We start from the raw sequence: 20,607 nt of genomic DNA, 5'->3' as shown, positions 1-20,607 counted from the left end.
TCGTCGGCAGCCCCTCGGCTCGAACCACCATTCCTGGGGGAGGCCTCGGAGGGGGACACCCACGCCTCCGGCGTGGGTACCCGGGCCCCCTCCGATTGTGCTACGGCCATGGAACTGCCCGCCCGTCCACCAGCCGGTAGCCGCGGTCGGCCTTCCGCGCGAGCTCCTGGTTGTGGGTCGCGATCACGAACGTCAACCCGCGCTCGGCCTGGAGCCGGAGGAACAGGTCGAAGATGACTTCGCTCGTCTTTGGATCCAGGTTCCCGGTTGGCTCGTCAGCGAGGACAAGGCGGGGCCCGCCGACGAGCGCCCGGGCGATCGCCACGCGCTGCTGCTCGCCTCCCGACAGCTCTCCCGGCCTGTGCCGTTGACGATCACCGAGCCCCACCTCGACGAGGGCATCGACGGCGAGCTGGCGGGCCTCCCCGATCGGCTGGCGCTGGAGGAGCGCCGGCAGCATTGCGTTCTCCAGCGCCGTCATCTCCGCGAAGAGGTTGTACAACTGGAAGATGAAGCCGACCTCCGTCCGGCGGAACCGCGCGAGCCCGTTCTCGGAGCGCGCAAAGATCTCCTCCCCGTCGAAGAGCACCTGGCCGGACGTGGGACGGTCGAGCGCCCCCAGGAGGTGGAGCAGCGTGGACTTGCCGACGCCGGAGGCGCCAACCACGACCACAGCCTCACCCTCCCGGATCGCGAGGTTGACCCCGCGCAGGACCCTGACCGGTTCGGGGCCGCTCCGGTACTCCTTCTCGAGCTCGCGCGCCACGAGGAGATCACTCATATCGGAGGACCTCCGCGGGCTCCAGCGCGGCGGCCCGCCTGGCCGGCGAGAGGGTGGCCAGGAACGAGATCAGAAGGGTCGTGCACACGATCAGGGCGAAGTCGAGCCCGGTCAACTTCATCGGGAGGTAGTCGATCTGGTAGACCTCCCCGGCGAGCCGGACCACCTTGAAGGTGTTCTGGACCCAGATGAGCGCCCAGCCAAAGCAGCTCCCCGCGGCGGTCCCGACGACTCCGATCAGCATCCCCACCGTGAGGAAGATCGTGGCCACGCTCCGGGCCGGCGCGCCGAGCGCCTTCAGGATCCCGATCTCCTTACGCTTCTCCGCGACCAGGAGCACGAGGTGGCCGATGATGGCGAAGGCCGCCACCAGGACGATGATCGTCACGATGATGAAGAGCGCCAGCTTCTCCAGCTGGAGGGCGGCGAAGAAGTTCCGGTTCATATCCATCCAGTCACGGATCCAGAACGGAACACCGACACGCGCCCCGATGGCGCGTCCGACCGCCTTGGCGTCGAACGGGTCGTGAAGCTTGACCTCGATCCCGGTGACCCGATCCTCCAGGCCGGCGAATTCTTGGGCCATCGGCAGCGACGCGTACGCGAGCGAGGCGTCGTACTCGTACATCCCGGCCTCGAAGATCCCGGTGACGACGAAGCGGCGCATCTTGGGAACCATTCCGACCGCGGTCATGGCCGCCCGCGGCGAGATGACGGTGACGCTGTCGCCGGGGACGACGCCGAGCGTGCGCGCCAGCTCGCGCCCGAGCAGGAGGCCCGGCGAGGCGCCCGGCCGGCTCAGTTCGGCGGGCTCGCCCAGCTTGACCTGGCTCGCGAGCGCGACCCGCACGCCCGCGTCGTCGAGGTCCACGCCCCGGAGGAGCGCGCCGGTGGCGCCGCCGCCCGGAGCGGTGAAGAGCGCCTGCTGGAGGACGAAGGGCGCCGCGCTCTTGACCCCCGGGACCTCGCGGATCTGCGCGGCCAGGGCGCGGAAGTCCCCGAGGCCCCCGCCCCTCGGGTCCAGAACGAGAATGTGGGGGTGGGCGGCGATGATCTTTTCCTTGATCCCGGCCTGGAGGCCCGTCATGACGGCCAGCACGACGATGAGAGCGCTGACCCCCAGGAACACGCCGCCGATCCCGATCCAGACGAAGAGCGAGAGGTTCGTCCGGCTGCCCCGCGCGCGGAGGTAGCGCAGGCTCAGGAAGAGCTCGACGGGGAGGCGCCTGCCGGCCATCAGCGCTCGGCCTCCCGGCGCGCGTCAGCCTGGCCGCGCTCGGGTCGGAGGTGGGGAAAGAGGATCACGTCCCGGATGGAAGGCTGATCGGCGAACAGCATGACGACGCGATCGATGCCGATCCCCTCGCCCGCCGTGGGCGGCATCCCGTACTCGAGCGCCCGGACGAAGTCCTCGTCGAGCCAGTGGGCTTCGACGTCGCCGCGCTCTCGCTCGGCCGCCTGCTCGCGGAAGCGCTCCCGCTGCTCCTCGGGATCGTTCAGCTCGGTGTAGGCGTTGGCGAGCTCCTTTCGGGCCACGAACAGCTCGAAGCGGTCCGCGAGCCGGGGGTTGTCGCGCTTCCGCTTGGCGAGCGGGGAGAGCTCGATCGGGAAGTCCACGACGAACGTCGGCTGGACCAGCGCCGGCTCCACCAGGGTCTCGAACAGCTCCTTCCAGAGCTTCGGGCCCGGCAGGTCCGCGTCCATGTCTGCGTTCCTGGCGCGCGCTAGCTCGTGGAGGCGCGCCGGCTCGGTCGCGGGAGTGACGGAGACCCCCAGCGCCTCACTCAGCGCCGCGAAGAAGCCCAGTCGCCGCCACGGGGGTGTGAGGTCGATCGCCTCGCCCTGGTAGTTCAGACGGAGGCTCCCCGTCAGCGACTGCGCCAGGTGGAGGAACAGCGCCTCGGTGAGCTCCATCAGGTCGTTGACGTCGGCGTAGGCCTGGTAGAACTCGAGCATCGTGAACTCGGGGTTGTGCTGGGTGGAGACCCCCTCGTTCCGGAAGTTCCGATTCATCTCGTAGACCCGGTCGAACCCGCCGACGACGAGGCGCTTCAGGTAGAGCTCCGGCGCCACCCGCAGATAGAGGTCCACACCCAGGGCGTTGTGGTGCGTGACGAACGGGCGCGCGGCGGCCCCGCCCGGGATCGGCTGCATCATGGGAGTCTCGACCTCGATGAACCCGCGGGCATCGAGGAATTCCCGCATCGCCTGGATCAGCCGCGTCTTCAGCACGAACACGTTGCGGACCGCGGGGTTCACCAGCAGGTCCACGTACCGCTGGCGGTAGCGCGTCTCGACGTCCTTCAGGCCGTGCCACTTCTCCGGGAGTGGCCGGAGCGACTTGGCGAGGAACGCGAACGATTTGACGGCGACCGTCAGCTCGCCCGTGCGCGGTCGAAACAGCTCGCCGGTCACGCCGATGAAATCGCCCGCGTCCAGGTCCGCGAAGAGCACGTACTCGTCCGCTAGCTGGTCGGCGCGGCCGTAGAGCTGAATCTGGCCGGTGTAGTCGCGGAGGTGCGCGAAACAGGTCTTGCCGTGGTGCCGGAGCGCCATGATGCGGCCCGCCACGCTGACCGTACCGAAGTTCCGGAGCTCCTCTTCCGTCGAGGCAGCCCGGAGCCCCTCGAAGTCGCGAACCCAGTGGGTCACCGGGTAGCGGGCGCCGAACGGATCGATCCCGCGCTCCCGGAGGGCCCGGAGCTTGGCGTGGCGCTGGCGGATCAGCTCGTTGGTCGCGTCAGGCTTCATCGACGCCCAGCGGGGCCCGTGTTCCCACGGCTAGGCCGGCTTCCCCGAAACGAGGAAGGCCTTGATGAAGGGATCGAGGTCGCCGTCCATCACCGCCTCCACGTTCCCCACCTCGAGGCCCGTGCGATGGTCCTTGATGAGCTGGTACGGATGAAAGGTGTACGAGCGGATCTGGCTTCCGAAGGCGATCTCCTTCTTCTCCCCGGTCAGCTCGGCCAGCTCTTCCCGCTGCTTCTTCTCGTAGAGCTGGTAGAGACGGGCCCGCAGGATCCGCATGGCGGTGTCACGGTTGCGAAGCTGGGAGCGTTCGTTCTGGCATTGAACGACGATGGTCGTCGGGTAGTGGGTGATGCGGACCGCCGAATCCGCGGTGTTCACCCCCTGCCCTCCGGGCCCGGACGACCGGAAGACGTCGATTCGAATGTCCTCGTCGCGGATCACGACCTCCACGTCCTCGACTTCGGGGATCACGGAGACGGAGGCGAAAGAGGTGTGACGACGGCGGGAGGCATCGAAGGGCGAGATCCGGACCAGCCGGTGCACACCGGTCTCGCCCTTGAGGTAGCCGTAGGAGTACTCGCCGGTGATTTCCAGCGTGACCGACTTGACCCCCGCCTCTTCCCCGGGGAGCAGGTCCACCACCTCGGCCGCGTAGCCCGCGCGCTCGGCCCAGCGCAGGTACATCCGCATGAGCATCTGGGCCCAGTCCTGGGACTCGGTGCCCCCCGCCCCGGAGTGGATCGAAACGATCGCCGCCTTGGGGTCGTGGGGACCGGAGAGCGTGACCTTGAGCTCGAACTCGTCGAGGCCTCGCCGGAGCTCGCGGAGGCCGGCCTCGATCTCGGGTGCGAGCCCCTCGTCTCCCTCCTCGGCGGCGAGCTCCCAGAGGACGCGGAGCTCCTCGGCTTGCTTTGCGAGGTTCCGCCAGCGACCCAGCAGGCGGGCCAGCTCGGAACGTTCCTGGATCAGCCCCTGGGAACGGCGGCGGCCATCCCAGAAGGCCGGCGAGGCCATCTCGGCCTCGATCTGGCTGAGGCGGGCTTCCTTGGCGGGGATGTCAAAGGTGCCCCCGGAGATCTTCGAGCCGCTTCTCGACCTCGAGCACCTCGCGCTTCAGCTCGCCGAGCATCCTAGCCGGCCCTCCTGGAAACCGCCCAGGCTACGGTCGCAAGGGCGAGCCCGAGGCAGGCATAGGCGAAGGCATCGCCGTAGCGGGTGTAGAAGGTGGTGCGGCTCGAGCGCGGGACGCTGTCTCCGAGCATACCGCGCCGGAAGAGCCCAAGCGTCTGCCGGACCCGGCCGCTCGGCTCGATCACCGCGGACACCCCCGTGTTCGCGGAGCGCGCGATCGCCACGCGGTTCTCCACCGCGCGGAGCGGCAGCACCGACAGGTGCTGCCACGGGCCGCTGGTCTCGCCGAACCACGCGTCGTTCGTGATGTTGACCATCAAGCGCGCTCCTTTTGCCACGAACTCTCGGAAAAGTTCCGGGAACAGCCCCTCGTAGCAGATCACGACGCCGAACGGCGCCTCCCGGAACGGGAACACCACCGGTGTCCTGCCCGGCACGAGCTCGGAGATGAACTCACCCCACCCCCGGACGAACCCGAGCACCCCCGACAGGGGAACGTACTCGCCGAACGGAACGAGATGTATTTTATCATACTTCGCCTCGATCCCTCGTTCCGTCAGGAAAAACGCGCTGTTAAAGTAGCGCCGGCCTGCCCGATCCCCGTCAATCCCCCCCACCACCAGCGGCGCTCCGACCTCAGCGGCGAGCCCGCGCAGGCGCCCCAGCAGAGCCGGATCCTCCCGAAGAAGCAGGGGGATCGCCGTTTCGGGCCAGATCACCAGCCTCGCCGACGTGCGCGTCGCCTCCAGTGTCAGATCGCGGTGGACTTCCAGGGTCCGGGTGAGCATGGCCATATCCCACTTGCGGGCCTGGTCGATCGACGGCTGCACCACAGCGATGCGGAGTGAGTCGTCGACGACCGCGGCGAGCGCCTGCCATCCCGCGACAAGGGCGAGCAGCACCAGCGCCGCGGCACCCGCCAGCCCCCGCGCGGCCCTCCGCCAGCCGAGCACCGCCGCGCCAGCCAGGGCGGAGTTCACGCTAGCGACGAGGAACGAGACGCCGTAGACGCCGGTCCACTCTGCGATCTGGATCACCGGGAGCGCGAATGCCTGGGAGTAGCCCAGGAGGCCCCAGGGGAATCCGGAAAGCGCGTGTCCCCTGACCCACTCGCCGGCGATCCAGAGGACGGGCGCCGCGGCCAGGCTCGGGGCGGGTCCGAGACGGCAGCGGAGCCAGCTCACCCCCGCCGCCACGAGTCCGGTGTAGAGCCCGCAGTAGCCAGCCAATCCCAGGATGGGGAGCCAGGTGAGCGGCCACGGCATCACGCTGTACGTACGGAAGGTATGGTCGAGCCAGCGGAGGAGGAGGGTGAAGAAGACGAGGCCGTGGAGCCAGCCGTCGGCCAAGGCCTGCCGCGGCCCGCGCACGAGCGCGCACGCGAAGACCGGGACGAGCGCGACCCAGATCAGGAGGTGCCAGTTGAGGTTCGGGTAGGCCAGGACGCCCAGGAGCGCCGAGCCCAGGAGCAGCGGGATCCGGCACCGGGCGACCTGGAAGATGCTCGCCTGGCCGGCTGGCGCGTCACCGGCCATCGGCCAGTCGCTCGCCGAGGATGCGCGGGAGCCCCGCGCGGTAGATCTTGCTCTGGGCGGTCGCGGTGTCGTAGGGGACGCGGTGGATCGTGACGCTGCCCGCCGCGGCGTCCCACACCGCGTAGGCGGCGCGCGAATCGCGGTCGCGCGGCTGCCCCGCGCTCCCCACGTTGACGATGAAGCGCCGGTCAGCATCGAGCCGGATCGTCGGGGGGCCGGGGAGGTACCGGTATCCGTCTTCGCCGTGGATCCAGACGCCGGGCCGGTGCGAGTGACCCACGAAGCAGAGCTGTCCGGGGAAGAAGTCGAACGCCTCGAAGCCGTCGCGCGGGCTGATCAGGTAGTCCCAGGCCTCCGGCTGGCGGGGGCTCGCGTGCACGAGGGTGGCCCCGTCGACCGTGAGAACGAGGGGGAGCCGCCCCAGGGCGGCGCGCTCCTCGTCGGAGAGCCGGGCCGCCGTCCAGAGCGCGGCGGCCCGCGCCACGTCGTTGAACCACTCCAGGTCCAGAAGCCCGGCGACGCCGTGCTCGTGGTTCCCGGCCACCAGCCTCGCGCCACGCTCGCGAACCGTCCCCAGGCACAGGCCCGGATCGGCCCCGTACCCGACCACATCCCCCAGGCAGAGGAACGCGTCCACACCGACCTGCTCTGCGTGGGCGAGCACGGCCGTCAACGCTTCGAGGTTCGCGTGGATGTCGGACAGGAGCGCGTAACGGATGAGACGCCTCTAGGGGGATCAGGCCTGTGGCCGGAACTCTTTCCGGACCCGGTCCAGGATCCCGTTGATGAAGCGGGTGGACTCCCCGGTGCTGAACTTCTTCGCGACCTCCAGCGCCTCGTTGATCGCCACTTTCGGGGGGATCTCGGCCAGCCACAGAAGCTCGAAGATCCCCTCCCGGAGAATATTCCGGTCCACGACTGCCATCCGCTCGAGATCCCAGTTGTCGGCGTACTGCCTGATCAGCTCGTCGATCTTCGGCTGGTGCAGCTTCGCGCCCCGCACCAGCGTCTCGGTGAAGACCCTCACCTCGTCGTCCACCGCGTGGCGCGTCCAGAACTCGGGCAGGTGGAGGTCTGGATCGGCCTCGCCCCGGAGGTCGAGCTGGTAGAGGAGTTGGAGCGCCAGCTCCCGGGCCTTCCGCCGCTTCCCCATCACCACTCTCGGAGGGGGGCTCCGCCCCCCTTCCGAACCTTCCCCCGTTGCAGTTCGAGCCGAGGGGCTGCCGACGAGCCGCAGGCGTGGCGGTTCGAGCCGAGGCGCGTCGGCGCAGGCAGTTTCATCGCCTGCGCCCGCGACGAGGCGAGGCCCGAACTGACAGCCACGAGGCGAGGCCCGAGTTGATTGCGCGGGCAAAGCCCGCGCTCGAAACTGCGCCGCATCATGAGCTGTCCGTATCCAGGGCTACGCTCACCGTGTTCTCCGAGGCCGCCGTCGCATGCGGCTCACCCAGCCGGCCATCTCCAGCGCGGCGAGTGCGGCTTCCTCGCCACGGTTCCCCACCGCGCCACCCGCGCGCTCGCGGGCCTGCTCCTCGCTGAGCGCGGTGAGCACCCCGAACGTGATCGGGACCCCGGTCTGCATCGCCGCCTGGCGGATCCCGGCAGCCGCCTCGCGGGCCACGTGCTCGAAATGCGGCGTCTGACCCCTGATCACCACGCCGAGGCAGACCAGCGCCGCGAAGCGGCCCGTCCGCGCAAGATGCAGGGCCGCCAGCGGAAGCTCAAAGGAGCCGGGCACCCAGTGAACCTCGACGCCGTCCGACGGCACACCGTGCGCGCTGAAGCCCTCGACCGCCCCGTCGAGGAGCCGCTTCGAGATGGATTCGTTGAAACGGGCCACGACGATGCCGAAGCGGAGCGAGCGGGGACCCCGTGCGATCTGACGCTTCGGTGCGGCCCCGGACATTTTCAGCGCTCCAGCACGCTCAGTCCGACGGAAAGGACAGCAGGTGGCCCAGCTTCACCTGCTTGGTCTTCAGGTACTGCCGGTTCGCGGGCGTCGGGGGGACCTCGATCGGCACCCGCTCGACCATTGTCAGGCCATACCCTTCCAGGCCGACGATCTTCTTCGGGTTGTTAGTCAGCAGCCGCATCTGACGGACTCCCAGGTCAACGAGGATCTGGGCGCCGATCCCGTAGTCGCGGAGGTCCGCCTTGAAGCCCAGCGCCAGGTTTGCCTCCACCGTGTCCTTCCCCTGATCCTGCAGCTCGTAGGCGCGCATCTTGTTCAGGAGACCGATGCCCCGCCCTTCCTGGCGCATGTAGACGAAGACCCCCCGCCCGTCCTTCTGGATGATGGTCAGGGCCGTTTCGAGCTGGGAGCCGCAGTCGCAGCGCTTATCGTGAAAGACGTCCCCGGTGAGGCACTCGGAGTGGACCCGCACCAGGACCGGCCTGCCGTCGGCGACATCCCCGACGACGAGGGCGAGCGGGACCCGGCTGTCCACCGTCGTCTCGTAGGCGATCGCGGTGAAGTCGCCCAGCTCGGTGTGGAGGCGCGTCGTGGCGGCGCGCCGCACCAGCTTCTCCTTGGTGATCCGGTATTCGATCAGGTCCTTGATCGTGATCACCTTGAGGTCATGGGCGCCCGCCAGCTCCATCAGCTGGGGCACGCGCGCCATGCCCCCGTCCGCGTCCATCACCTCGCAGATCACGCCCGCGGAGGACAGTCCTGCGAGCCGCGCGAGGTCCACGGCCGCCTCCGTGTGGCCCGCCCGGCGGAGCACGCCGCCCGGCATCGCCCGGAGCGGTAGGATGTGGCCGGGCCGGGCGAGATCCTCGGCGCGTGTCTGGGGATCCACGAGCGTCCTGACCGTCACAGCACGGTCGTAGGCCGAGGTCCCGGTCGTGACGCCGCGCTTGGCGTCCACGGTGACCGTGAAGGCCGTTCCCATGGGGGCCGTGTTGTCCTGCACCATCATCGAGATGCGGAGGGCGTCGAGCCGTTCGCCGGTCATCGGGACGCAGATCAGGCCGCGCCCGTACTTCGTCATGAAGTTCACGGCCTCCGGGGTCACCCGGTCCGCGGCCATGACGAGGTCACCCTCGTTCTCCCGGTCCTCGTCGTCCACCACGATGATGAGCCGCCCCGCCCGGATCTCCTCGATGGCGCTCTCGATGGAGGCGAACTCGAAGGGGCGGCCGGACTTCGGCGAATCGGTCATGCGGCACCTCCGGGCCAAGGCTGACCACTGGTTTCGAAGAAGCGAAAGAGATACTTACCGATCAGGTCCATCTCGAGGTTGACCCGGGCCCCGGGTCCCCGCTTCCCGAGCGTGGTGACGGCCAGCGTGTGAGGGATCACCATCACCTCGAAGGCCTCCGGCGCGAGCCCGGCGATCGTGAGGCTGACCCCGTCCACTGCCACCGATCCCCTCGGGATCAGGTAACGCGCGAGGCCGCGGTCGGGGAGAGTGATCCGCATCCTGAGCGTCTCGCCCTCGCGAGCGGCGGCCGCCACGGTCCCTACACCGTCCACGTGACCGAGGACGAGGTGGCCGCCGAGCGGCGCCCCGAGACGGGCGGGCCGCTCCAGGTTCACGGCGTCGCCGGGGGCGAGATTTCCGAGCGCGCTCACCTTTAGCGTCTCGGGCGCCAGATCGAAGCCGAGCCACCCACCGCCGCGCTCGACGACTGTCAGGCAGACGCCGTTGACGGCGAGGCTGGCGCCGAGCTCGCTACCCTCGAGCACCCGCGCGGCCTTCACCGTGAGGCGCCAAGCCGTCCCGCGGGGCGCGAGCAGCGCCACCTCCCCCAGCTCTTCGACGATTCCCGTGAACATTCTACCGCTCGACGTCCCCTTCGATCAGCAGGTCGTCACCCACCTGGCGCGCCGTCACGCGCGAGAGGCGGAAGGCCTCCTTCAGGCTTCGCCCCGCGCCTCCGACGACGCTCGGCGCCCCCGCGCCGCCGAGCAACGTCGGAGCGACGAAGAAGGCGACCCGGTCGACGAGGCCGGCCTCCAGGAACGCCCAGTTCAGCTCGCCGCCACCCTCGAGGAGAAGCGCCGTCACCTCCCGCTCGGCCAGCGCCTTCATCAGCGCCGCCAGATCCACCCGCCCGTCGCGCGACGGGAGCGTCAGGACCGTCGCCCCGCAGCCTCCGAGCCGCCGAACCCGGTCGCGCGGGGCCAGCTCGGTCGTCGCGATCACCGTCCGCTCGAGCCTCCCCGCGGCGACGACGCGAGCCGTCAGCGGGGTCCGGGCCCGCGTGTCCACGACGACCCGGAGGGGCTCGCGGGGCCACGGCTCAGGCAACCTCACGGTCAGGCTCGGGTCGTCGGCCAGCACTGTGCCGATCCCCACGACGATCGCGTCCACGCGGCTCCGGAACCGGTGCGCCTCCAGGCGCGCCACCTCTCCGGTGATCCAGCGCGACGTCCGGTCCCACGCCGCGATCTTCCCGTCGAGCGAAACCGCCGCCTTCAGGGTCACGAGGGGGCGTTGCGCCGTCATGTACGTGAAGAACGCGCGGTTCACTTCCCGCGCCTCGGCTTCGAGGACCCCGACCGTCACCTCGACCCCCGCGTCCCTGAGCGCAGCGATCCCCCGCCCGTTCACCTGCGGGTTCGGATCCGCCGTCGCCACCACGACTCGCTTGATCCCGGCGGCGAGGACCTCGGGCACGCACGGGCCGGTCCGTCCGCGGTGGACACACGGTTCGAGTGTCACGTGGAGCGTGGCCCCGCGGGCGAGCTCGCCCGCGACCCCGAGCGCCTCGATCTCGGCGTGGGGCGCACCAGCGTGGCGGTGATGGCCTTCCGCGACGACGGCGCCGTCCCGCACGACGACAGCGCCGACGAGCGGGTTTGGCGACGTGAGGCCCTGGGCCCGCACGGCCAGCCCGAGCGCCCGCCGCATAACGGCGCGGTCATCGGAGGGGGAGGTCACGGCTCACCTCTCACTCAGGGAGCAGCGCGGCCACAAAGGCCTCCGGGTCAAAGGGCTGAAGGTCCTCGCTTCCCTCGCCGGTTCCCACGAGCTTGATCGAAAGGCCGAGCTCCTGGTAGATCCGCACGACGATGCCGCCCTTGGCGGTGCCGTCGAGCTTGGTCAGGACGATGCCCGTCAGCCCGACGTGGGCGTGGAAGAGTCGGGCCTGGGCGAGGCCGTTCTGCCCCGTGGGCGCGTCGAGCACCATGAGCCGCTCGTGGGGAGCCCCGGGAAGCTGCTTGGCCGCCACGCGCGTCAGCTTCGCCAGTTCCTCCATCAGCGGTTGCTTCGTGTGCAGCCGGCCGGCTGTGTCGACGATCAGCGCGTCCACCCTCCGAGCCATCGCCGCCTTCAGCGCGTCGAAGACGACGGCCCCTGGATCGGCCCCGGGCGCCTGACGGATGACCTCGGCGCCGACCCGATCGCCCCACGCCTCGAGCTGCTCGATCGCGGCTGCCCGGAACGTGTCCGCGGCGGCCAGGAGCACCGCCTTCCCGTCGGCCTTGAGGGCCGCGGCGAGCTTCCCGCACGTCGTGGTTTTCCCCGAGCCGTTGACGCCGAGGACGAACAGCACGCTCGGCGTGTGCGCGAGGTCGAGGGGCTGGGCGGCCGGCGCGAGGGTCTCGAGCAGGAACTCGCGGAACGCCGCACGCACCTCTTCCGGAGAGCCGCGGTGGCCTCGCTCGACTTCCGCCCTGAGCCTGTCGGTGAACCGCCGCGCGACCACCGGGCCCACGTCGGCCGCGATCAGAAGCTCCTCCAGCCCTTCCAGGAAGCTGGCATCCACGGCCGCGTGGGACGACACGAGCGCGGCCAGTCCCCCGCGCAGGAGGTTCTGGGAACGGCTGAGTCCGAGGCGCAGCCGTTCGGCGACGGCAGACACCCAGCTCACGGCGTAGGGATCCCGGGCTCGGCGGGAATGACGAGCTGGCGGATCACCGCGCCCCGCGCGCCCAGCGGCGGTAGCGGCCGACCGTTGAGCTCGAGGGAGACGCCACCCGCGTTGCCGATGGTGAGGAGGAAGCGCTTGGGCGAGGTCCACTCACGCGTCGCGCCGGCTGGGAGGAGCTCCTGCACGATGCGGCCGTCGTCGGTCTGGACGCTGATCCAGGTCGGCTCGTTGGTCCGCGCCACCAGCCGCGCCGGCGACGCTTCGACGACATTCACCGCGTTCTCGGCGCTCGGACTTGGCGGCGCGACGGGAGCCTGGGCCGGCGGCGGGCTCGGCTGGGCCGGCACCGAGACTTTCGGCGTCCGGTTCTTGAGGCTCAGCGTGAGGCCGAAGAGGCCGGCACCCAGACCGATCAGGAGCGCCAGGCTGACCAGCGCTGGGCCGCGCCCGCGGGACTCGAACGAGCGGGTGGCAGTCACCGGTGGGGCCTCGACGGCGGAGTCGCCGGCGAGTTCTCGGTAACGGGCGAGCGCCTCGTCCGGCGGCTCTCTCAGGACCTGGGCGTACGCGCGGATGAACCCTTTGGTGAAGACGGGAGCCGGTAGGTCGTCCAGCCTGTCGGCTTCGAGGGCTTCCAAGTAGCGCTGACTGACCCGCGTGGCACGGGCCACCTCGTCCAGCGAGACGCCCCGCACCAGCCTGAGTTCTCGAAAGTACGCCCCGAGCGATTGAGCCATGCCTCACCCACGGGAAGTGTAAGCCCGGGGTGAAAGACAAGTCAACGCGCGAGGGGAGTTACGCGAGGGCCTGGATGAGCTTTACCGAGACCAGGCGGGACAGTCCGGGTTCTTCCATCGTGATGCCGTACAGAACGTCAGCCGCCTCCATGGTCTTCCGGTTGTGGGTAATCACAACGAACTGGGTCTGACGGCCGAGTTCACGAAGCACTCGAAGGAATCGCTGGATGTTCGCGTCATCCAAAGGCGCATCTACCTCGTCCAGGATGCAGAAGGGGCTCGGCCGGTAGTAGAAGATCGCGAAGAGAAGAGCGAGCCCCGTGAGCGCCTTCTCACCGCCGGAGAGGAGCGAAACCGACTGGAGGCGTTTACCGCGCGGCTGGGCCATCAGATCCACACCGGTCTCGAGAGGATCGGTGTCCCCTTCTTCCCCTGGAACCAGCCGGAGCTCAGCCTGACCACCCTCGAAGAGACGCGAGAAGATCTCCCCGAAGTGACGGTTGATCGCCTCGAAGGCCTCCTGAAAGCGCTCGTGGGCCGTCCGTGTCATCCCCCGAAGCGCCTTCTCGAGATCTTTGATGGAGGCGATCAGATCGTCGTGCTCGGTGCCGAGAAAGATCAGGCGCTCCTCGAGCTCCCGGTACTCTTCGTCGGCCACCAGGTTGACTGGTCCAAGCGCGGCGAGCCTTGCCTCCAACTCGGCCAGGCGTCCCCGCGCCGCGTCCAGCTCCAGATGAGGGTCGTACTGCTGGGCCAGCACCGCCGGCTCGAGGCCGAAGCTCCGCCGCGCTTCCTGCTCGAGCTCCTCCCGTCGGACGCGCCCTTCCGTCGCCTCGAGCTCGGCGGCGTGGAGCGCGTCACGCGCTCGAGCCATTTCGTGCTCGTCGCCCTGGACGTGGGCCTGGACCTCCCGCAACTCGTCGAGGAGCAACTGGTGACCGGCGACGGCGCTCCGCTCGGCCGACTCCTGGCGGTCGCGGTCTGCGGCCACCTCGCGCGCCAGGTGATCGGCACGCTCGCGCTCCAGCTCAAGGTCGCTCGTCCGGCCCGCAAGCTGCTGGCGCCGGTCTCGCGACTGGGCGAGGCGCGCCTCCAGATCCCGTGCCGTCTCCTCCAGCTGCGCCAGCTCCCGCTTGAGGCCTTCCACGCGCTCGCCGAGCGACGCCGAGGCGACCTGGGCGGCGGTCAGCATTTCGAGGAGCGCCCGCTCGTCACCCTCGAGCCGCTCGATCGCCTGGCTGATCCCGGCCGACGCCTGGGCCAGCGCTTCCTCTCTGCGCCTCGCCGCCTCCACCTGCGCATCCAGGTTCGCGCGCGCCCGGCGCGTCTCCTGAAGCTCGGCCAGGACCTGGCGTTCCTCCGCCGACAGCGTTTCGAGGTGGCGGGCGAGCCGCTCCCCCTCAGTCGCTGCGCGCGCGAGGTCCTGGTCGAGGCCGAGGCAACGAACCTCCTCGCGATGCGTGGACTCAAGGAGGGCCGCCAGACGGCTGCGCAGGTTCTGGAGCTCGGCCTCCACCCGCTCGGCCCGCGCCTGGGCCTGACCGACTTCGCGCTCGAGCCCATCGAGCGCCACCCGCCCGTCCCGGATCGCTCGCTTCCTCGCGAGGAGGGACGTCTCGAGGCCACTGCCGTCACGCGCTCCTCGCCCACCCGTGAGCCGTCCCGTCGCGGACAGCACCTCCCCCGCGAGCGTCACGTAGGTGGCCGGGCTCCCGTTCCGGCGCCAGAGGGCCTCGGCCTCTGCCAGATGCGTCACGACGGCGACTCGATCGAGGAGATAGTGGAGCAGCTTGGGGTGGGCCGATCCGACGAGCCGGGCGGCCCACCGGAGACCGTCCTGTGGATCGGGGAGCCCGTCGGTGGCGGGCAGCGTCTCCAGGGGAAGGAACGTGGCCGGTCCCGCCTTGCGCTGGTTCAGAAAGGCGAGCGCACCCTTCGCGTCCTCGAAGCGTTCGACGACGACCCACGTGAGGCGCTCGCCGAGGAGCGCCTCCACCGCGGACTCGAGCCCACCCGGGACGTCCAGGAGATCGGCCACCGTGCCGACGACGCCCCGCACCGACGCGCCGCCGGCACCTGAGAGGACCAGACGGACGGCCTCCCCGTACCCCTCGCGCTCGCGCTCCAGCCGCTCCAGAGCGTCCAGGCTCGACTGCTGCGCCGCCAGCGCCAGGCGCAGATCGGTCAGGATCGCGTGCTCCTCGGCGCGACGGGCCTCGCACTCCGCCAGCGCGGATTCGAGCCGCCCCCGCTCCTCGGCGATCGCCGCGAGCGCGCCGCGCGCCCGCGCCGCCTCGGCCTCCAGCCTGTCCCGGCGCTCGGCCAGCTCCCCCGCTTCGCCGCGGCATTGAGCCAGCTCCCCGACCAGACGCTCGTGCCGCCGCAGGAGCTGGTGCTCGCGCTCGCGGAGTTCGCCGATGGCCCGTGTGATCTCTGAGCGCTCTCCGGCGACCCTGAGCTGCTCCAGCCGGAGCGCCTCGATCTGCTCGCGGGCCGCCTGGAGGTCGCGCTGGAGGGCTCCCAGCCGCGCCGCACACGCCTCGACTTCCTCGGCGCGCCGCCGGTGCTCGTCCAGCGTCTCGGCCAGGAGGCGGGCCTTAGCGTCCAGCTCGGCTGAAAGGGCGGCTCCCCTCTCGGCAATCAAGCGCGCCTCCTCCTGCAGGCGGAGATCCTCGGCGGCAAGCTCACGGAGCTGAACGCCCAGCTGCTCCCGCCGCTCGAGGAGGCGCTCCAACTCGCCTTGGATCTTCTGGACTGCCTGCCTCAGGTCGGCCAGCCGGTGCTCGGACTCCTGGATCCGGGTCTGCTGGGTCGCCTCGCGCGCGGCCAGCCCTGCAAGTTTCGTCCGGGCCGCCTCCTCCTCCCGGCGGAGCCGACTCATTCGCTCGGCCAGCGCACGCTCCCGCGCCCGGAGGCCGGCGTGCTCGGCGGCGACGAGGGCGATCGCGAGCGACTGCTTCTCCGCCTGGATGGCCTTGTACTGCTGGGCCCTTCGGGCCTGGCGCTCCAGCGAGCTGAGCTGGCGCTTCACCTCGTCCATCACGTCCTTGACGCGGAGGAGGTTCTGGCGCGCCGCGTCCAGCTTCCCACGGGTCTCGGCCCGCTGCTGCTTGTAGCGGCTGATCCCCGCGGCTTCTTCGATCAGCACGCGGCGTTCGAGCGGCCGACTGGTGAGGACGTGGTTGAGGCGCTCCTGGTCCATGAGGGCGTAGGCTTTGGGGTTGACGCCGGTGCCGACGAAGAGGTCCAGGACGTCGCGAAGGCGGCACAGGTTCTTGTTCAGCAGGTACTCGCTCTCGCCGGTCCGGTAGAGCCGGCGGCTGACCTGGACCTCGCCCCACGGGACGGAAAGCGCCCCGTCGTTGCTAAAGACCAGCCTCACCTCGGCCAGCCCGAGCGGCTTGCGAGAGGCCGAGCCGTGGAAGATCACGTCCTCCATCCGGTGCCCGCGGAGGGACTTGGGGCTCTGCTCGCCCAGCGCCCAACGAACGGCCTCCGAGATATTGCTCTTGCCGCACCCGTTTGGCCCGACGATGGCGGTGATCCCCGGGAGGACCTGGAGCTCGGTCTTCTCCGCGAACGACTTGAACCCGTGCAGGATGATCGTCGTGAGCTGCATCCTCGACCCCCCCCAGGGAGGGCGCTTCCCCTTTCTTACCACACGGAGCGGCTAGGCGGAAAGAAAAAACTACCAGCCGTAGGGGGCCACAAGCCGGAGGAACCCCAGGCCTTGAGACACGTAGCGTCAGGTCAGGTTGCGGGTCGCTGATCGTGAGCGGGCGGCGCGCCGGCTAGCACCCTGTCCGAGTAAGCGCGTTCGAGCGCCCACCCACTCCTGCGGAGTGGGTACCCGGCCGGCGCAACCCATCCTGGGGGGAGGTCCGGAAGGGGGGCGTAGCCCCCCTCCGGGTTCCCTACCGGTCGCCCTCAGCCGGCTCGCTTGCCGACCCCGCCTCCGCCGTCGGGGCTTCTTCGCTCTCGCCCTGCTTGAGCCGGCGGTACACCGTTGAAGGGTCGATGCCGAGGAGCTTCGCCGCCAGAGTCTTGTTCCCCTTCGTGTGCTGGAGCGTCTCTTCCAGGACCCGCTGCTCGATCTCCGCGAGCGGGATGCCAATCGGGATCGTCTTCACCCAGTCGGGGCGCCCGGAGACGCCGACGACATGCTCGGGAAGGTCGCCGGCCTCGACGAGCGAGCCGCGGGCGAGGATCACCGCGCGCTCGACGACGTGCTCGAGCTCCCGGACATTGCCCGGCCAGGAGTACCCCTCCAGGCGCTCCACGGCTTCCTCGCTGAAGCCTTCGAGCCGCCGGTCGTTCTTGGCGGCGTAGACGCGCAGGAAGTGATGGGCGAGGAGCGGCACGTCCTCCCACCGCTCCCGGAGCGGGGGCAGGTTGATCGTGATGACGTTCAGGCGGTAGTAGAGGTCTTCGCGGAAGCGCTTCTCCCGCACGAGCTGGGCCAGGTCCTGGTTCGTCGCTGCCACGATCCTGACGTCCACGCGGATGGTCTTGGTGCCCCCGACGCGCTCGAACTCCCCCTCCTGGAGCACGCGCAGGATCTTCGGCTGGGTGACCGGCGAGAGATCGGCCACCTCGTCGAGGAAGAGCGTCCCGCCGTCGGCCAGCTCAAACCGGCCTTCCTTGCGTCCGGCTGCGCCCGTGAACGCCCCCTTCTCGTAGCCGAAGAGCTCGGACTCGAGCAGCGCCTCAGGAAGTGCCGCGCAGTTCACCGCGACAAAGGCGCCACCGCGCCGCCGCGAGCGCTGGTGGATCGCCCGGGCCACCAGCTCCTTCCCCGACCCGCTCTCGCCCTCGATCAGCACGGTCGCCGAGCTGTCCGCCACCTGCTCGACGAGCGTCATCATCCGCGAGAAGGCCGGGCTCGTGCCGATGATCGCCCCCTGCTGGAGGAGGTCGTCAAGGCGTCGCTGCAGGGCGCGGTTCTGCTCGATCAGCGCACGGCGCTCGAGCGCCTGGCGGATGAGCCGGAGGAGCTGCGCCCGCTGGAAGGGCTTGGTGAGGAAGTCGTACGCGCCGTCCTTCATCGCCCGCACGGCCTGCTCCACCGTGCCGAAGGCGGTCAGCATGATCACGTCCACCTCGGGCGCGACCACCTTGGCCGCGCGGAGCAGCTCCAGCCCGCTCAGGCCCGGCATCTTCAGGTCGGCGAGGACGAGGTCCACGCCGCCGCCCTGGAGGCGCTCGAGCGCCGCCTGGCCGTCGGCGGCCAGGATCACCTGGTATCCCTCGCGGGTCAGCGTGCGTTCCAAGCTCTCCCGGACCGCGGGATCGTCGTCGGCGACAAGGAGGGTTGCGGGCTCAGCCATGTTCGGTCCGCTTGAGGGGCAGTCGAAGCGTGAAGGTGGCCCCGGGACCCGGCTGTCTCCGCCACCGGATCTCCCCCCCGTGCTCCTCGACGATCTGCCGGGCGATGGAGAGCCCGAGCCCGGTGCCCTGGGGTTTGGTCGTGAAGAACGGCTCGAAGAGCCGGCGGGCGACCTCCTCGCTGATCCCGGCGCCCGTGTCGCTCACAGAGATCTCCACCGAGTCACCGACGAGCTCGGTGGTCACGGTCAGCTCGCCATCGCGCGAGATCGACTCGAGCCCGTTCTTGACCAGGTTGAGCACCGCCTGACGGAGCAGCGCGCGGTCCACCATCAGCGGCGGGATCTTGGGGTCACACGCCACCCGGAGCGTCGTGCCCTGGCGCGCCGCGACGGGGCGGATGAACTCGGCCATCTCCTCGATGACGTCGTTCACCCAGTCCTCGTCGAAGTTCGGGCGCGGGAACCGCGCGAACGCCAGGTACTCCTCGGTCAGGGCCCCCAACGCGGTCACCTGTTCGCGGATCGCTCCCACCAGACCCGACGCCTCCTCCATGTCCGACCCGGGGCGCGCCCGGACGATGTCCCCCAGCATCTCCGCGTTCAGCTCGATGGCGCTGATCGGATTCCGGACCTCGTGCGCCACCTTCAGCGAGAGACGGCCGACGGTCGCCATCCGTTCGGCCAGCAGCAGCTCCTCCTGCGCGGCCTCGAGCCGGTCCAGCGTCCCCTTGAGCTGGAGGTTGAGGCGCTCCACCTCGGCGCGTGACCGCCGCTCGCGCTCCGCGACGTGCCCGAGCGCAAAGGCCGGGAGGCCCACCAGCGCGGACAGCACCGCCACCGGCGTCCAGCCGACCCAGGGCGTGGCCAGGTACGCCGCGAGCGCGTACAGCGCGCCGGCCACCAGCGACGCGACCAGCCCGACCCAGGGACCGAAGTAGTAGGCGTTGACGGCGACGAGGGGGAAGAACAGGAGGTAGAAGAGGCTCTCGCCACCGCCCGTGAACCAGAGGAGCCAGAAGACGAGGATCAGGTCCACGGCGAGCGCCCCCAGGAAGATGAGGCGCGTCGCGGGGGGTCGCAGCGTCACCAACAGGAACACCCCGGCCTTGTACGCGACGAACTTGACGACGAGCCAAAAGAGGTCGATCTCGTACTTGCGCCGGAGCGGTGGCACCTGCCCGATCGCCGCCAGCCCGCCCACCATCGCGAGCGCGAGCAGGACCGCGAACACCCGCTCGTCCCGCCCGAGCACGCTGAAGACCGCGCTCCAGCGTGTGCGCTCGGCCGAACCCGTGAGAGACTCCGCCGCCGTGCCGCCGACCACGCCGGCCTCGGCTTTAACGGGAGACTCTACAGCGTCCATCGGCGCGCCTCACGAGGCTTTCAACAGACAACACTTCTTGTACTTCTTCCCCGACCCGCACGGGCAGGGCTCGTTGCGCCCGACCTTCTGGCCGCCGGCGCTTCGGGGCGCGGGGCGGGCGGCCGCGCGCGCGCCCTCCCCGTGGGACTCGATCGCGTCGGCCCACGGGTTCCGCCGCTCGGCCGCGGCCGGCTCGCGGACGAGCTGGACCTTGAACAGCCACTCGACGACCTGGGTCTTGATCCGGTCGACCGTCTCCTGGAAGAGATCGAAGGCCTCCCGCTTGTACTCGGTGAGCGGGTCCCGCTGGCCGTAGCCGCGGAGCCCGATCCCCTCCTTCAGGTGGTCCATGGAGAGCAGGTGATCCTTCCACTGCGTGTCGATGACCTGCAGCATCACGACCCGCTCGAGCTGCCGCAGGGCGTCACTGCCGGTGGCCTGCTCCCGGTTCCGGTAGTGCGCGTCGATCGTCTCCCACAGGAGCTGGCGGAGCCCGTCGCGCGAGATCAGCTCGCCGTGCTGCGCCTCCGCCGGCAGCCGCACGTCGAACTGGCGGTGGAGCGCTTCCGAGAGCGCTGAGAGGTCCCAGTCCTCCGGGTGGGCATCCCGCGGCGCGTAGAGGTCGAGGACACCATCGAGGAGCTCCTCCATCCACTCCACGATGGTCTCCTGCTGGCTCTCGCCCGACAGGATCTCCCGGCGCATCCCGTAGATGACCTCCCGCTGCTTGTTCATCACGTCGTCGTACTCGAGGAGGTGCTTGCGGATCTCGAAGTTGTGCGTCTCGACCCGTTTCTGGGCGTAGGCGATCTGCCGCGTCACCATCTTGCTCTCGATCGGCTCCGCCTCCTCCAATCCGAGCCGATCCATGATCTTCTGGATCCGCTGGGACCCGAAGATCCGGAGCAGGTCGTCCTCCAGCGAGAGGTAGAAGCGGGAGGATCCCGGGTCGCCCTGGCGGCCGGCGCGCCCGCGGAGCTGGTTGTCGACCCGGCGGGACTCGTGTCGCTCGGTGCCGATGATGTGCAGGCCCCAGAGCTTGACGACGCGCTCGTGCTCGGGCTCCGTGATCCGCCGGGCGTCGGCCAGCGCACGCGCCCCCTCCTCAGGCGGCGCCGACAGCGGGTCGAGCCACTTCTTGCTCAGGATCTCTTTGGCC

17 protein-coding genes are annotated in these 20,607 nt (G+C 70.0%); all 17 read right to left on the bottom strand.

From position 1 onward, the window contains the following. Window positions 1-100: 100 nt before the first annotated feature. Window positions 101-781, bottom strand: a complete 681-nt coding sequence (locus tag HY726_10630) for an ABC transporter ATP-binding protein (GenBank protein ID MBI4609455.1) — start codon at window positions 779-781, stop codon at window positions 101-103. Beyond that, complete coding sequence (locus HY726_10625) at window positions 774-2,018, bottom strand: ABC transporter permease (GenBank protein ID MBI4609454.1); 1,245 nt, start codon at window positions 2,016-2,018, stop codon at window positions 774-776. The genes HY726_10630 and HY726_10625 overlap by 8 nt, the downstream gene beginning before the upstream one ends. Further along, the gene (gene lysS, locus HY726_10620) at window positions 2,018-3,532 is read right to left on the bottom strand and encodes a lysine--tRNA ligase (protein MBI4609453.1); all 1,515 of its coding nucleotides are present in this window, start codon (window positions 3,530-3,532) and stop codon (window positions 2,018-2,020) included. The genes HY726_10625 and lysS overlap by 1 nt, the downstream gene beginning before the upstream one ends. Before the next feature lie 30 nt (window positions 3,533-3,562). Then, window positions 3,563-4,661 (bottom strand): peptide chain release factor 2 gene (gene prfB, locus HY726_10615; protein MBI4609452.1). Its coding sequence is split into 2 segments (ribosomal slippage): window positions 3,563-4,591 and window positions 4,593-4,661, totalling 1,098 coding nucleotides; the frame shifts between segments, so codons are not numbered across the junction. A 1-nt stretch (window position 4,662) separates the two neighbouring features. Continuing rightward, a complete protein-coding gene (gene lnt / locus HY726_10610) occupies window positions 4,663-6,198 on the bottom strand; it encodes an apolipoprotein N-acyltransferase (GenBank protein MBI4609451.1) in 1,536 nt (511 codons plus the stop codon). Continuing rightward, on the bottom strand, window positions 6,188-6,916 hold the full coding sequence (locus HY726_10605; GenBank protein ID MBI4609450.1) for a metallophosphoesterase: 729 nt from the start codon (window positions 6,914-6,916) through the stop codon (window positions 6,188-6,190). Before HY726_10605 ends, lnt begins: the two co-directional genes overlap by 11 nt. An 18-nt stretch (window positions 6,917-6,934) precedes the next feature. After that, a complete protein-coding gene (gene nusB, locus HY726_10600) occupies window positions 6,935-7,351 on the bottom strand; it encodes a transcription antitermination factor NusB (GenBank protein MBI4609449.1) in 417 nt (138 codons plus the stop codon). 255 nt (window positions 7,352-7,606) lie between these two features. Next, entirely contained in the window at window positions 7,607-8,104 is a 498-nt protein-coding gene (locus tag HY726_10595; protein ID MBI4609448.1) for a 6,7-dimethyl-8-ribityllumazine synthase, read from the bottom strand. 19 nt (window positions 8,105-8,123) lie between these two features. Continuing rightward, window positions 8,124-9,362: a bifunctional 3,4-dihydroxy-2-butanone-4-phosphate synthase/GTP cyclohydrolase II gene (locus HY726_10590; protein MBI4609447.1), complete on the bottom strand. Its 1,239-nt coding sequence runs from the start codon at window positions 9,360-9,362 to the stop codon at window positions 8,124-8,126. Beyond that, window positions 9,359-9,979 carry a riboflavin synthase gene (locus HY726_10585; protein ID MBI4609446.1) on the bottom strand — a complete coding sequence of 207 codons (621 nt, stop codon included), beginning with the start codon at window positions 9,977-9,979 and terminating at the stop codon, window positions 9,359-9,361. The genes HY726_10590 and HY726_10585 overlap by 4 nt, the downstream gene beginning before the upstream one ends. A 1-nt stretch (window position 9,980) precedes the next feature. Further along, complete coding sequence (gene ribD, locus HY726_10580; protein ID MBI4609445.1) at window positions 9,981-11,057, bottom strand: bifunctional diaminohydroxyphosphoribosylaminopyrimidine deaminase/5-amino-6-(5-phosphoribosylamino)uracil reductase RibD; 1,077 nt, start codon at window positions 11,055-11,057, stop codon at window positions 9,981-9,983. 40 nt (window positions 11,058-11,097) lie between these two features. Then, window positions 11,098-12,021: a signal recognition particle-docking protein FtsY gene (ftsY, locus tag HY726_10575; protein ID MBI4609444.1), complete on the bottom strand. Its 924-nt coding sequence runs from the start codon at window positions 12,019-12,021 to the stop codon at window positions 11,098-11,100. Continuing rightward, window positions 12,018-12,758 (bottom strand): DUF4115 domain-containing protein, encoded by a 741-nt coding sequence (locus HY726_10570; protein ID MBI4609443.1) that lies wholly within the window; start codon window positions 12,756-12,758, stop codon window positions 12,018-12,020. Before HY726_10570 ends, ftsY begins: the two co-directional genes overlap by 4 nt. 58 nt (window positions 12,759-12,816) lie before the next feature. Beyond that, window positions 12,817-16,377 carry a chromosome segregation protein SMC gene (smc, locus tag HY726_10565; protein MBI4609442.1) on the bottom strand — a complete coding sequence of 1,187 codons (3,561 nt, stop codon included), beginning with the start codon at window positions 16,375-16,377 and terminating at the stop codon, window positions 12,817-12,819. Between the two features lie 295 nt (window positions 16,378-16,672). Continuing rightward, window positions 16,673-18,085, bottom strand: coding sequence for a sigma-54-dependent Fis family transcriptional regulator (locus HY726_10560; GenBank protein ID MBI4609441.1), 1,413 nt, complete (start codon window positions 18,083-18,085; stop codon window positions 16,673-16,675). Continuing rightward, window positions 18,078-19,448, bottom strand: coding sequence for a hypothetical protein (locus tag HY726_10555; GenBank protein ID MBI4609440.1), 1,371 nt, complete (start codon window positions 19,446-19,448; stop codon window positions 18,078-18,080). Before HY726_10555 ends, HY726_10560 begins: the two co-directional genes overlap by 8 nt. A gap of 9 nt (window positions 19,449-19,457) precedes the next feature. Further along, window positions 19,458-20,607: SEC-C domain-containing protein (locus tag HY726_10550; protein MBI4609439.1), on the bottom strand; the 1,150-nt coding region annotated here is incomplete at its 5' end.

Source organism: Candidatus Rokuibacteriota bacterium (assembly GCA_016209385.1).
Taxonomy (GTDB): domain Bacteria; phylum Methylomirabilota; class Methylomirabilia; order Rokubacteriales; family CSP1-6; genus JACQWB01.
The sequence above is the reverse complement of the archived record's forward strand: the minus strand, read 5'-3'. Positions and strand labels throughout refer to the sequence as shown.